The sequence below is a fragment of the Pseudomyxococcus flavus genome, from assembly GCF_050038885.1.
In the GTDB taxonomy this organism is placed as follows: domain Bacteria; phylum Myxococcota; class Myxococcia; order Myxococcales; family Myxococcaceae; genus Myxococcus; species Myxococcus flavus.
On sequence record NZ_CP143624.1, the window covers coordinates 8,772,250 to 8,785,783 of the forward strand.

A 13,534-nucleotide genomic window follows, 5' to 3' on the forward strand; every position below is an offset into this window, starting at 1 on the left:
ACGCGGCCATCCAGCGCATGGGCTACCGCACCCCGGCCGCGTTCTCGCGCTCGGCCAGGCCGCGCGCGAAGTTGCCGATGATGAGCCCGGGACGCGCCGCCTTCAGCCGCTGCAGCAACGTGCGGATGCCCACCGGCTCACCACCCGCGCCGCGCTCGCGCGCGACCTCCAGGTACTGCAGTGGATCGATGCACAGCGAGCGCGTCTGCACCTGGTCCACCCGGTACTTCTTCACCAGCCGCTCCAGGGCCTTCACCTCGCCCTCGCGATCGGTGACGCCGGGGAACAGCAGCAGGTTCAGCGCCAGGTACGCACCGCGCTCGCGCGCCAGCGCGATGGACGCCTCCACGTCCTCCCAGCCGTACTTCACCGGCTTGTAGTAGGCCTCGTAGAGGTCCTTCACCGCCGAGTTGAGCGACACGCGGATGGCGTCCAGCCCCGCGTCGAACAGGGCCTCCAGCCCCCGCGTGAGGCTGGCGTTGGTGTTGATGTTGATGGAGCCCGCCTGCGTGCGCGCGCGCATGTAGCGGATGGCCTCCGCGATCTGCTTCCAGCGCGTGAGCGGCTCCCCCTCGCAGCCCTGGCCGAAGCTCACCATCGTCCGGCCCGGCGCGTGCTCCAGGTGGAAGAGCCCAATCTGCCCCATCTCCTCCCCCGTGGGCCCGTCATCCATGCGCTCGTGCGACGCCGGAGGGCCGTCCGCGGGCTGGTCGGAGATGCACCCCACGCAGCGCGCGTTGCACATGACGGACGCGGGGATGGCGGCCTCGTCGCGCACGTAGAACGTGTTCTGCGACGTGAAGCACCGGTAGACGAGCGCGCACGTCTTGAGCTGCTTGAGGACGCGGTTGTCCGGGAAGCGCTCCATGTGCTTCGCCACCAGGTCCTTCATGTCCGGCGTGGAGAAGCGCTCCGGGTCCCAGTGGGAACGACGGTCGGTGTGGATGGCCCACGCCACCGGCCCGTCCCCCACCCACGCCGCGGCGGTGTACGCCCACTGCGGCAGGACCGGCCCGCTCCCCTTCACCTCGCCCGGGAGGAAGGTCCGCGTGTAGCCCGGGGGCAGCAGCGCGCCCACTGCATTGGGCACAAACGACTTGCCCCCGACCTTCATCTCACGCACGAGCTCCAGCTCTCCCGTCTCGGGATGGAGCCCCACCGGCAGGCGCCCTGGCAGGTGCACGAGCCGCCCGGCGGATGGCAACGGAATGGGCTTGTCCTGCGGAGGAACGAGCTCTTCACCGCTGCGCAGCGTGGCGAGCAGGTACGGATGTTCCATCACCCGTCCCTTGGGGTCCGCGAATAGGAGCTTCGGGGCAGACGTCATGTCCAGGCTAACTAACACGAGCGGCGCGCGCTTCATCACGCATCGCATCCAACGCCTCGCGTCATGCAGGTGGGCGCCCATGACGCATTCGTCACTCGCGGACGCCTGCCCGGCCGCGCCTTGATTCCCCTCGGGGCCCCCGTTAGGGTCCGCGCGCTTTTTTACGTCCCCCTCTCGGAGGCAGTCGTGATCGTCGGAGTTCCCAAGGAGATCAAAACCCGCGAGTACCGCGTCGGCATGGTACCGGCTGGCGTGAGCGCCTTCATCAGCGCGGGCCACACGGTGCTGATCGAGACGAACGCCGGCGTTGGCTCCGGCATCCCCGACTCGGAGTACCAGCGCGTCGGCGCGCAGATCGTCTCCAGCGCGGACGAGGTCTGGAAGCGCTCGGAGATGATCATCAAGGTCAAGGAGCCCATCGCGCCCGAGTACGCGCGCATCCAGCCCGGCCAGATCATCTACACGTACTTCCACCTGGCCGGCGTGGACCCGGAGCTGACCAAGACGCTGCTCGACAAGAAGGCCGCGGCCGTCGCGTACGAGACGCTGCAGCTGGAAGACGGCAGCCTGCCGCTGCTCAAGCCCATGAGCGAGGTGGCCGGGAAGATGGCCATCCAGGTGGGCGCCCGGTGCCTGGAGAAGGCCCACGGCGGCAAGGGCATCCTCCTGGGCGGCGTGCCCGGCGTGCGCCGCGGCCGCGTCACCATCATCGGCGGCGGCGTGGTGGGCCTGTGCGCCGCCAAGGTGGCGGTGGGCATGGGCGCCGAGGTCACCATCCTCGACGTCAACATGGAGCGCCTCACCTACCTGGATGACGTGTTCCTCGGCCGCGTCGGCGTGCTCGCGTCCGACTCCGAGAGCATCGCCCGCTCCGTGCGCGAGGCGGACCTCGTCGTCGGCGCGGTGCTCATCCCCGGCGGCAAGGCCCCGAAGCTCGTCTCCGAGGCCCTCATCTCCGAGATGACCCCGGGCGCCGTGGTGGTGGACGTCGCGGTGGACCAGGGCGGCTGCATCGAGACCTGCAAGCCCACCACCCACGACAACCCCACGTTCGAGGTCCACGGCGTCGTCCACTACTGCGTCGCCAACATGCCGGGCGCGGTGCCGCAGACGTCCACCTACGCCCTCACCAACGTCACCCGCCCCTGGTCGCGGAAGATTGCCGACATGGGCCTGGTCGAGGCCGTGAAGGCGGACCGCGCCCTCGCGCGTGCGGTGAACACCTACAACGGCCACGTCACCTACGAGGCCGTCGCGAAGGACATGGGCTACGCCTACATGCCCATCGCGGACGCGCTCGCCGGCCGCAAGTAAGCCCGGCAAGCAGGCAGACGTCGTGATTTCCGACGGGGAGGTTTGGATGGCGACATCCGGCCTCCCCGTCCGTTATCTGTCGTGGGGAATATGTTTCCCCCACCGGCGTCGTGTATTCCCGAAGCGGGCGTGCGGGCGGGTGTCGCGGGATGCCGTTGTTGCCCTGGTTGTTCCCGTGCATACATTTGACGGGTAAGCGACAACTCATTCCCCATTTGTTTCGGGCCCTTGGAAGGCGGGATATGTTGGATTTCAGGCAACCCAACCGGACGAAGCAGGAATTCGAAGAGCTGGCGCTCGCTCACCTGGACCCGCTCTACTCGGCAGCCCTGCGCCTGACGAAGAACGAACGGGACGCCGAGGACCTGGTGCAGGACACCTGCATGCGGGCCTACCGCTTCTTCGACAAGTTCGAGCGCGGCACGAACATCAAGGCCTGGCTCTTCAAGATCCTCACCAACACGTTCATCAACCGCTACCGGCGCAAGGTGAAGGAGCGCACGGTGGTGGAGGGCGTGGAGCGGGAGGCCGTGCACGAGCGATTCGTGAGCCGGGACGCGACGGACTTCGCCGCCAACCCCGAGCAGTACTTCTTCGACCGGCTGCTGTCGGATGACGTGCTGCGGGCCATCGACGCGCTGCCCATCGACTTCCGGCTGGTGGTCATCCTCGCGGACCTCCAGGAGTTCTCCTACAAGGAGATCGCCGAGATTCTCGAGTGCCCCGTGGGCACGGTGATGAGCCGCCTCTTCCGCGGGCGCAAGCTCCTGCAGAAGAACCTGCGCGACTACGCCGAGGGCCAGGGTGTGTTCCGGCACGACGGAGAGCCGGTGAACGCTCCCGCGGACCTGGAAGAGTATCGCCACAGGAAGAAGACGGGGTAGAAACGAGTTCCCAGCGCACGCCATGAACTGCCAGGACCTCGAACGGCTGCTGTATCCGTACCTCGACGGCGAATTCCAGCCCGAGGAGCGGGTGGACCTCGAAACCCACCTCTCCGGGTGCGCTGACTGTCGGCGCCGGGCGGAGGAAGAACAGCAGATGCGGCAGGCGCTGCGCCGCGCCGCGCGCCACTCCGTGTCGGGCATGCGGGCCCCCGCCTCGCTCCGGGCCGGCATCCAGGTGGGCCTCAAGAAGGAGCAGCGCCGCGCCCAGATGGGTGTGTGGCTGCGCGCGGGGGCCATGGTGCTGGTGGTGGCGACGGTGGGCGGCGGCTGGGCCGCGTTCCATACCGAACAGCGCCTGAGCGCCGCGCGCACGGAAGCCGTCCAGCGCCACAGCAAGAGCAAGGCGCTCCCCTTCGAGATTGCCTCCAACACGCCGGAGCAGGTGGAGGAGTGGTTCAAGGACAAGGTGGATCCGCGAATCACCGTGCCCCAGATCCCCAAGGCGAAGCCGCTGGGCGGGCGCATCTCCATCCTCAACGGCCGAGAAGTCGCTTACATCAGCTACGAGACGCTCCCGGACAACGAAGGTGAGCCAAGCCGCCGCCTCGGCGTGTTCGTGCTCCCGAGCGAGGACGAGGCCGTCATCCCGAGACTCCAGGCGCTGCAGGCGGTGGAAGTGGACTCCGCGCAGGGCTTCAACGTCGTCACCTGGCGCGATGACGAGATCGTCTACGAGATGGTGACGGACATGGATGAAGGCGACATCCGCCGGCTGCTCGCCGAGCGCGACAGTGGCGAGAAGCTGGCGCAGAAGGCCGCGTCGCCTGGCGCCGACGAGCCGCTGTATTCGCTGCCCCCCGCGCCGCGTCCGCAGTACTCGCGGCCCGCCGTCTCCATCGAACCGGTGACGTATCCCCAGTAGCGCGTAGCGCCCTGTTGCGGAGAAAACGTCGGCTGTGTGACGGCGCTCGCTCGCTTCCCGGCCAGCCGGAATTCCGCCCGGTCCGAACATTGACGCTCCCGCGCATGGCCGATAGCCTCGACGCACCTTCTCTCCTTGCGCGTCGCGGCCGGTAGGGCGTTTGCGCGCGCCGCACACCAGGACGGGCCGTCCCTCCATGTCGAAGAAAATCCTGATTGTCGAAAGCGACACCGCTCTCTCCGCCTCCCTGCGCTCGGCCCTGGAGGGCCGGGGCTTCACGGTCGAGGAGACGACGGACGGCAAGGGCAGCGTGGAGCAGATCCGCAGGGACCGGCCGGACCTCGTGGTGCTCGCGGTGGACCTGTCCGCGGGACAGAACGGCTACCTCATCTGCGGCAAGCTGAAGAAGGATGACGACCTCAAGAACATCCCCATCGTCATCATCGGCAACCCGGACGGCTTCGCGCAGCACCGCAAGCTGAAGGCGCACGCGGACGACTACGTCGCCAAGCCCGTGGACGCCGACCAGCTGGTGAACGGCGTGGGCGCCCTGATCGGCTTTCCGGAGCTGCCCGCCACCGAGGACGTCGTCGACGAGAGCCTGACGCTGGACGCGCTGGGTGACGAGCCGATGACGGCGGACTTCGGCGAGGAGATCTCCGTCGAGACGGCCGAGGAGCCGCCCGTCACGGGTGAGGAGCTGGACCTCGACGCCGCCTTCGGCGACCTGTCCACCCCCGAGGAGACGCCTGCCTTCGAGGAAGAGGTGGTGGTCGCGCCGCCCGAGCCCGTGGTGGAGGGGGTGGAGGAGGACTTCTCCACGCTGGACTCGCTCGGAACGGACGCGGACGACGCGCTGGATGGGCTGGATGACTCCGAGAAGACGGTCATCGGCTTCATCACTCCGACGCCCGCGGCGCCGCCTCCGCCGGAGCCCCCGCGCGCCGTGGCACCGCCGCCTTCACGTCCCGCCGCGGCGCCCCGCCCTGCCCCGCCGCCTCCCGTCTCGGTGGCGCCGGCCGCGGACGCCGCGGAGCTGCGCAGCCTGCGCGCGAAGGTGGCGGAGCTCCAGGCCGAGCTCGATGACTCGCGCGGCGCGGCGTCCCACGCGGAAGAGCGCGTGCGCGAGCTGGAGGCCCAGCTGGAGAGCCAGGCCACGGAGCTGGAGACCGCCCGGGCCGCGTCCGGGAAGAACGACAAGGACACCTTCGCCCTCCGCGACGCGGCCAACAAGAAGGACAAGGAAATCCTCCGCCTCAAGACGGAGCTCAACCAGAAGGACCAGGAGATTCTCGAGCTCAAGGACCAGAGCCTGGAGCTGGAGCAGAAGGCCAGCACCGCCGAGTCAGAGCTCGCCCAGCGCGACGCCCAGCTCAAGACGCTGAGCGCCCGCGCGGACTCCCTCACCGCAGACCGCAAGCGCCTGGATCAGCAGCTCGCCAGCGCCAAGGAGGAGGCCCGTAGCGCCTCCGCGCAGCTCACCGCGCTCCAGGCGGAGCTGGAAGAGCACCAGGCCCAGGCGCACGCCTACGCCACCGAGCTGGAGGAGCTCCGCTCCCGCGCCGGGCAGCTGGAGGCCGACGTCCAGGCCGCGCAGGAGGCCGCCGACGGCCTCCGTGCCCAGGTGGAGGCCGCGCAGCGCGAGGCCGAGGACCTGCGCGTCCAGCTGGGCCAGGCCCAGGTGGAGCTGTCCGAGCAGAGCACCCGCGCGACGGAGGAGGCGGACGCCCTTCGCAGCCGCATCAGCGAGCTGGAGACGGCCACGGCCCGCAACGAGGAGCGCGTGACGCGCCTCTACGCGCGCATCAAGAGCGAGGAGAAGCTGCGCGAGAAGACGAAGAAGGCGCTCGCCATCGCCCAGCAGCTCCTGGAAGAGCCCGCCTCCGCCGTGGCGGACGACGCCAGCGAGGCCGCGGCCTAGCCACCCTGCCCGCCCCGGGCCCACCTTCGCCCGGGGCACCGCGGACCACTACCCCTGCTTCTTCGGGGTCGTCTTCTTCTCGTGCAGCTTCTTCGCGAAGCCCTGCACGGCCGCGGGCACGTTCTTGTCGCGGCTGAGGTCCTTCAGCTCGGCGTCACGGAACGAGTTGAGGAACTTCATGGTGACGGTGAGCGGGACCTTGGGGTTCTTCACCAGCGCCATCCGCACCTTCTGGTTCTTCGTCCACTCGCGGTTGTTGTAGATGACGCGCAGCACGTCATCCATCATCGCGCGGTTGCCCGCGCACGCGAGCACCTCGCCGTCGGTGATGCGTGGGCTGCGGATGACGGCCACCGCCACCAGCTTGTTCGTCTCGCGGATGAGCGCGGTGCGGGCTTCCTTGTTGCCCAGCGTGGCCAGCTTGATCTTCTCGGAGATGGACATGCGCATGATGCGCTGGGCCAGCGTCAGCCGCTTGCCCTCCTCCATGGGCGCGGCGGACTCGTCCGCGGCTTCCTGGAACTCCTGAAGCACCTCCTCGGCGGTTGGCCCCTGGGGCGGCGGGGCCTCCGCGGCCTCGGGCCCGAAGACGCGCACGCGGGCCGCCTTCATCTGCGGCACGTCCAGCAGCTGCAGCCCGCTGCGCACCGCGAAGTCACAGACGTTGTCGATGAGCGACACGGGCGCGCTCGCGTTGGCGCAGAGGTTCCGGAGGATGTCCTCGTGGCGCAGCAGCCGGAGCTGGTTCTGCCCGATGATTTCCGCCAGCTTCGGACCGCAGTCCTTCGCCACGTCCGCCACCGCTTCGTCCGGCGTGCTGGCATTGAGGACCAGCATCTCCGCGTAGGCCTCCTTGTCCTTGAGGAGCCCCAGGAGGAATCCGAGCACCGGCGGCTGCACCTCTTCGTCGCGCAGCGCGGAGCCCAGAATCTTGTCCGGCAGCGACGCCGACGTCTTCACCGCCGTCTCGCGCACCCCCGCGTCCGGGTCGAACGTGAGCATGTAGAGCGCGCCCACCATGTCGGACGGGTTGAGCGGGACGAGCGACTTGGCCGCCATCATCCGCAGCGGCACCGGCGCCGCCGGGTCCACGTGCTTGCGCAGGTTGGGCGGCAGGAACTCCGCGTCGAAGGGGCAGCCCGGAGGCGGTGCCGGGACGGTGTTGGGGGCGGCAGTGGTCATGACGCGTGATTCCTTCCGTAGATGATGCGCAGGCCCTCGAGCGTGAGGAACTCATCCACCTGGTGGATGGCCTTCGACTCGCTGGCCACCAGCGACGCGAGCCCTCCGGTGGCGACGACCTTCACCGGAAAGCCCAGTTCGGCCTGCATGCGGGCGCAGATACCGTCCACCATGCCCACGTAGCCGTAGACGAGCCCGGCCTGCATGGAGTGCACGGTATTGCGCCCGATGACATGCGGCGGCCGCGCGAACTCCACGCGCGGGAGCTTGGAGGCGTTCTGGAACAGCGCCTCCATCGAGATGTTGATGCCCGGGCAGATGCAGCCGCCCAGGTACTCCCCCTTCGGCGACACCGCGTCGAACGTCGTCGCGGTGCCGAAGTCCACCACCAGCACGCCCGAGTGGTGCTTCTCGTAGGCGGACACCGCGTTGACGATGCGGTCCGCGCCCACCTCGCGGGGGTTGTCATAGAGGATGGGCATGCCCGTCTTCACGCCGGGCCCGACGAACATGGGGCGGATGCGGAAGTACCGCTCACACATCTTCTCCAGGTTGGACTGGAGCGGCGGCACCACGCTGGACACCGCGACCGCCGTCACGCGTGCCGGGTCGATGCCCCGGTGGGTGAAGAGCTGCCGGACCATGATGCCGTACTCGTCCGAGGTGCGGCGCGTGCTGGTCTCCACGCGCCAGTGGTCGAGCAGGCGCCGGCCCTCGAACACCCCGAGAACGGTGTTGGTATTGCCGACGTCGATGGCCAGGAGCATCACACCGCGCACTCTAGCGCCGCGGCCGAAGCTGCTCCACGTCGCCCGCCAACACCCGTTCGAGCAAGCCCTCCGCCGTCCGGACCAGGAGCGCCCCCGACGGGTCGATGTCCTCGGCCCTTCCCCGCAGCTCCTGCCGGTCGGTGCGCACCAGCACGTCCTGCCCCAGCGTGGAGGACAGGGCCTTCCAGCGGGCACGCACCGCGTCGAAGCCCGTGTCCAGGTACAGGTCCAGCCACTCCTCCAGCCGCGTCCACAGGGCGGCGGCGAAGCGGGCCCGGGTCACCGGCTGCCCCAGGGCGAGCGACACCGACGTGGCCGTGGCGCGCAGCTCGTCCGGGAAGTGCTCGGCCTGGGAGTTGAGATTGACCCCCACGCCCACCACGACGAAGTGCACGCGCTCGGGCTCGGCGGACAGCTCGGTGAGGATGCCCGCCACCTTGAGACCATCGATGTGGACGTCGTTGGGCCACTTGATGGCGGCGTCGGCGCCCGCATCGCGCAGCGTCTCCGCCAGCGCCACGGCGGCGACCAGGGTCAGCTCCGGCGCGCGCTGAGGCGGCAGCTCCGGACGGAGGATGGCGGAGAAGTAGAGGTTGAGCCCCGGCGGGGATACCCAGGTGCGCCCCCGGCGGCCCTTGCCCGCGGTCTGCTGCTCGGCCACCACCACCTCGCCGTGCTCCGCGCCGTCCTGGGCCAGGCGAAAGGCCTTCTCGTTGGTGGAGGGCAGCGACTCGAAGTGGTGGATGGTGCGGCCCAGGTCGTGGGTGTCCAGCAGGGGCCCCACCTCCAGCGAGGTGAGCCGGTCCGGCACGGACACCAGCCGGTAGCCCCGGGCCGGCACCGCCTCGATTCGGTAGCCCTTCGAGCGAAGGGACTCGACGTGCTTCCACACCGCCGTGCGGGACAGGCCCAGCTTGCTGGAGAGCGCCTCGCCGGACGTGTAGCCCTCTCCGCTCTCGGAGAGGAAGCTCAGGATGAGCTCTTCCTGGGTCTGCTCGTTCGCGTTGGCGGCCACTGCGGCACCTCGTGGAGAGTCTCGGCCCGGCGGAGTCAGCCCGAGGGCGGCGCCGCGCCGTCGCGGAGCTGCCAGGCCGTCAGCTCCAGCGAGGTCTGCGGCACGAGCTGGCCGTTGGTCTCCACGGCCATCTCGACCCGGACCATGCCGACGCCGGGCGCGAAGGTCATGGTGTTCACGAGCGTGGCCTTGCCGTCCACGCGGTTGCGGCCCTCCACCTGGACGCAGCGCGGGAAGGTGCCCGCGGGCGTCTGGCAGGACTCGCCCGCCTGGACGATGCGATAGCGCTCCGTGGACGACACGGACACCACGTTCGTCCACGAGTGCCCTGTCTTCAGTGGCCCGCGCAGCAGGTAGCGCTTGGGGTCTCTCAGGCCGTACCCGTCCAGGGAGAGCTGGCCGCCCTGGTTGTCATGGAAGAAGCCCGCCTCCTCCTTGACGATCTCCACCGTGACTTCCTTGTCGTCGCGGCCGTTGAGCCGGTACGTCCAGCGGTTGCCCACCGCGAGCGGGTAGTACTCGGACACGTCGCCACTGCTGGAGCCGGTGTCCGCCGCCGCCTCCACGTTCCTGGAACAGCCGGTGCCCAGCACCAGGGCCGCGAGCACCGCCGCTCCGCCCACGCCGAATGAACGCTTCATCTCGATGTCAGTCCGCGCGGCCAGGGCCACGCGCCTCCGCGGGTGAGTGCTTACGTGATGCGTACAGCGTGTCCAGCGCCTGCTGCGCGGCGGCCTGGACAGCGGGCGCATCATGCCCCTGCGCCATCGTGTAGAGGTAGGCCTCCGCCTCGGGCCCGCCGATTTCGCCCACCGCGAAGACGATTTCCTGCACGAAGCCCAGGTCGCGGCCCCGCGCCAGGTCGATGAGCACCGGCACCGCGACCCGCGCCTTCATCTCCACGAGTGCGCCCATCGTCTTGCGCACCGTCTCCGCGTCGGTGGCCTCCTTGAGGCGCTCGATGAGCAGCGGTGCGGCCGCCGGGTGCTGCCGCTCCGCCAGCGTGCGGAGGCTGAACTCCCGGACCCGGGCATCCGTGGCCTTGAGGTCCAGCACCAGCTCGTCGTCGGTGCGGTCCAGGGCCGTCAACTGCATGATGGTGGATTCAGTCACCTGGCGCAGCACATTGGCCAGCGCGGTGCGCATGGCCTTCTGGCGCCCGGCGGGCGAGTCCTCTTCGACGGGCGCCTCGCCAAGCCCCACCAGCTCGTAGCGCTGCGGCAGGCGCCCGCCAAAGCGCTCCAGGACCAGGTTGGCGCCCACCTCCGCGAAGCTGCGAGGGTCGCCGTCCTTCAGCACCTCGCGGGTGAAGGGCACGTCCAGGGTCAAACGCCAGGGGCGCTCTTCACGTGGCGCGTCCGCGCCCTTCTGCTCGAAACGCCCCGAGTCCTTGAGCGCTTGGGTGAAGAGGGTGGCCACGCCCTCGGGAGCCAGGCCCAGCAAGGCGTTATCCCGCAGGGTGGTACCGGAGAGCTCCACCGGCGCCACCGGGTAGCGCGGCGCCTGCCAGCGACAGGCACCGAGCAGGACGACGCAGGAGGCGAGAAACAAGGCCGGCTTCATCGCTCTCCAGGGTAACACCTGGGGAGCGACCGCGCCGGGCAATCCCTCACCTCCTGGAGCGCTGCGTCAGCTTTCGCGCTCGCCGGTCGGTCCGCTGGGGGCCTTGGCCGTATCCGCGGACGGCTCCCCCTCGCCGGGGGAGGAGACAGGCTCGGTCGATGGCGAGGCTTCAGCGGCAACGTCCGCCTGGGTGAGCCCCGGGGCCTCGGAGGGCGCCGGAACGGCTCCCGCCTCGGCCACGCCGCTCCCCACTGTCGCGGAGGCCTCGGCGCGCTGCGTGGCGGACTCGGCGGAAGCCGAATCCCCCTCCGGCGCGGGAGCCGACGTGCTCCCAGAGGCATCCGGAGTCACACCGGCGGTAACCCCTGAGCCGCCAGGAGCCGCGACGACCGAATCCGCGATCCCCGGGACTTCAGCGCCAGCAGCGGCCCCCTGCCCCGAGGTCTCGGAACCAGCCCCCGACGATACGCCGGCGGCCGGAGCCCTCGAAGCCTCGGAGGCAGCGCCCGACGCTTCGGCGATTCCACCGTCGCCCGGTGCCACCGAGGCAGCGCCCGACGCAGCAACGACGCCAGCGTCGCCCGAATTGCTGGAGGCAGCGTCCTGCGCACCGGCGACTCCACCTTCCCCGGCAGCCCCAGCAGCGGCTTCTGGAGCCCCGCTGGCACCGCCTTCGACCGAAGTCCCGGCAGCGGCTTCCGGAGCCCCGCTGGCACCGCCATCGCCCGAAGTCCCAGACGCAGCTTCCGCCGGCGCCCCGGCGGCATCGCCTTCGCCCGAAACCTCGGAGGCAGCCCCTGATGCTCCAGCGGCCTCACCGGCCCCCGCCTCACCCGGAGCCGCGGCGCCCGCCTCACCGGCGCGACTGCCACGGCCGCGACGGCCCCGGCGACGACGGCGGCGGCGCTTGCGGTCGCCCTGGGCCCCATCGGCGCCGGCCTCGGCTGCCGCTCCCTCGGGACGCGCACCACCGACAAAGGCGCTGGCGGCCTCGAGGTCCTCGTCATCCCCTTCCTCGTCGTCGCCCTCCTCGTCGTCCTCACGTCCCTGCAGCACCGGCGCGGCTGGCGCGGGAGCGGCCTCACGAGGCTCCTCCGCGGAGGCACCCGTGGCACCCGCCTCGGCCTCACCCGTCGCGACCTCGGCCTCGCGGGCCTCGCGCTGCTCACGCTCCCGTCGGCGCTTCTCCCGCGGACGCTCGCGCTCCGGTGCCGCGGCCTCGGTGGACTCCTCGCCCTCCCGGGCCTGCTTCTCGCGCTGACGCTCCTCGCGGCGCTTCTGGGCCTCCTCGGCATCCAGCTTCGCGGCCTCGAAGAACTTCTCGTCGACCTCGTACAGCTCGACCTGGGTGACGGAGACGGCCGTCTTCGCCTCCAGGAACTTCTCGCCCAGCGCGTCGCCGCACCAGAGCATCACCAGCGAGCCGCTGGCCTGCGCCTCGGTACGCGCGTCACCGCGCACGTCGCCGGCGCTCACCAGCAGGCCCACCTGCGCCGAGTAGTGGCCCAGGTCCCGCCGCAGCTCCTGCACCGACTTGCGGTCGATGCCGGGCGTGCCCTTCAGCATGCGCACCGCGTAGCGCAGCTCCACGCTGCCCTCGCGCTTGCGCGCCGTGAGCAAGGGCCCTTCCTTGGACCGCTTGGCCACCTTCAGCTCGCGGAAGCCCAGGCCGTGCATCATCTTCACGACGGACTTCTCGAACGTGCCGACGTCCAGCTCGCCCAGGCGCTTGCGCAGCCCGCGCGCCACCGCGCGGCGCGCATCCTTGAGCGAGGCGCGCAGCGTGGCCAGCAGCGCGGCATCCGCCTGCGGCTCGCCCGCGGCGGCGGACGGCTTGCCCAGCACCGGACGGCCACCCTCCAACGGGATGCCCAGCGCCTGCGCGAACGCGGCCTGGAGCTCCAGCGGCGGGGCCTCGCTCGGGGCGCCGGCGCGCTCCAGCGACACCTCGCCGGAGTCCTTGCTGAACGCGTACTGCGGACGGCGGCCGGCGTCGATGCGGCGCTGGTTGTCCTCCAGCAGCGCGGTGAGCACCGCCTCCACGGTGGTGTCCTCGGCGCACAGCTCCTTGGCCCGGGCGCGCTCGATGATCTGCTCGGTGCGAAGCGCGACCTCCGCGTCGCTGAGAATCTCGAACACCACCTCCGGCAGGGGCGGGAAGCGCTTGCGGCGCCCGCCACGCTCCTCCTCCTCGTCCCGGCGGCGCTTGCGGTCGCTGCCACGGCCCGCCACCCGCACGTTGTCCGTGCGCGGCTCGGGGTGGCGCTCCGCCGGGCGGAGCGGCGGCAGGTCCTCTTCCGGATGCGGCTCGACCACGCCAGTCTGAGCCAGTGCCTCGACGTCCTCGGGAATCGCCCAGTCGACCAGCGCGAAGGTGTCCTTCGCCGTGACAAGCACCTTGCGATCCCGCGTGCGGCGCGCCATGGCTGCGAGGCGCGACAGCATCGTCACCTCAGGCGTCTTGCCCACGTGGGACAGCAGGCTCTGCTGGATGGACTTCTCGGTAATTTCAAGGAAGTGGAGGGGACGACCTTCGCTCTCCAGGATGCGGAGCGCGGCCTCGTAGAATGTCATCGAGTATTCCCCAGGAATTCCGAACGGTTACAAAAATGTAGGTCCGTATAGGCGGCGGA

Annotated in this window: 11 protein-coding genes; 4 read left to right on the forward strand and 7 right to left on the reverse strand. The window is 70.2% G+C overall.

Features of this window, described 5'->3' with window-relative positions; genetic code table 11:
- Window positions 1–22 precede the first annotated feature (22 nt).
- Window positions 23–1,327 (reverse strand): radical SAM protein, encoded by a 1,305-nt coding sequence (locus VZL07_RS36305; RefSeq protein ID WP_426752526.1) that lies wholly within the window; start codon window positions 1,325–1,327, stop codon window positions 23–25.
- Window positions 1,328–1,513: 186 nt separating this feature from the next.
- On the opposite strand from VZL07_RS36305, the gene ald reads away from it, so the two are divergent.
- From ald to VZL07_RS36325, 4 genes are all read left to right on the forward strand, one after another.
- Complete coding sequence (gene ald, locus VZL07_RS36310) at window positions 1,514–2,641, forward strand: alanine dehydrogenase (protein ID WP_426752527.1); 1,128 nt, start codon at window positions 1,514–1,516, stop codon at window positions 2,639–2,641.
- Between the two features lie 242 nt (window positions 2,642–2,883).
- Entirely contained in the window at window positions 2,884–3,525 is a 642-nt protein-coding gene (locus tag VZL07_RS36315) for a sigma-70 family RNA polymerase sigma factor (RefSeq protein WP_426752528.1), read from the forward strand.
- A gap of 22 nt (window positions 3,526–3,547) precedes the next feature.
- Complete coding sequence (locus VZL07_RS36320) at window positions 3,548–4,450, forward strand: anti-sigma factor family protein (protein ID WP_426752529.1); 903 nt, start codon at window positions 3,548–3,550, stop codon at window positions 4,448–4,450.
- A gap of 196 nt (window positions 4,451–4,646) precedes the next feature.
- Entirely contained in the window at window positions 4,647–6,371 is a 1,725-nt protein-coding gene (locus VZL07_RS36325; RefSeq protein WP_426752530.1) for a response regulator, read from the forward strand.
- Window positions 6,372–6,419: 48 nt separating this feature from the next.
- On the opposite strand, the gene VZL07_RS36330 is transcribed toward VZL07_RS36325, so the two are convergent.
- The 6 genes from VZL07_RS36330 to VZL07_RS36355 all read right to left on the reverse strand — a co-directional run bounded on the left by VZL07_RS36330 (window position 6,420) and on the right by VZL07_RS36355 (window position 13,475).
- On the reverse strand, window positions 6,420–7,553 hold the full coding sequence (locus tag VZL07_RS36330; RefSeq protein WP_426752531.1) for a hypothetical protein: 1,134 nt from the start codon (window positions 7,551–7,553) through the stop codon (window positions 6,420–6,422).
- Complete coding sequence (locus VZL07_RS36335; RefSeq protein ID WP_426757449.1) at window positions 7,550–8,320, reverse strand: type III pantothenate kinase; 771 nt, start codon at window positions 8,318–8,320, stop codon at window positions 7,550–7,552. Before VZL07_RS36335 ends, VZL07_RS36330 begins: the two co-directional genes overlap by 4 nt.
- A gap of 13 nt (window positions 8,321–8,333) precedes the next feature.
- On the reverse strand, window positions 8,334–9,338 hold the full coding sequence (locus VZL07_RS36340; protein WP_426752533.1) for a biotin--[acetyl-CoA-carboxylase] ligase: 1,005 nt from the start codon (window positions 9,336–9,338) through the stop codon (window positions 8,334–8,336).
- Between the two features lie 35 nt (window positions 9,339–9,373).
- Window positions 9,374–10,009, reverse strand: coding sequence for a hypothetical protein (locus VZL07_RS36345; protein WP_426752534.1), 636 nt, complete (start codon window positions 10,007–10,009; stop codon window positions 9,374–9,376).
- Window positions 9,987–10,901 carry a HEAT repeat domain-containing protein gene (locus VZL07_RS36350; protein WP_426752535.1) on the reverse strand — a complete coding sequence of 305 codons (915 nt, stop codon included), beginning with the start codon at window positions 10,899–10,901 and terminating at the stop codon, window positions 9,987–9,989. The genes VZL07_RS36345 and VZL07_RS36350 overlap by 23 nt, the downstream gene beginning before the upstream one ends.
- 66 nt (window positions 10,902–10,967) lie before the next feature.
- A complete protein-coding gene (locus tag VZL07_RS36355) occupies window positions 10,968–13,475 on the reverse strand; it encodes an HTH domain-containing protein (protein ID WP_426752536.1) in 2,508 nt (835 codons plus the stop codon).
- Window positions 13,476–13,534 lie beyond the last annotated feature (59 nt).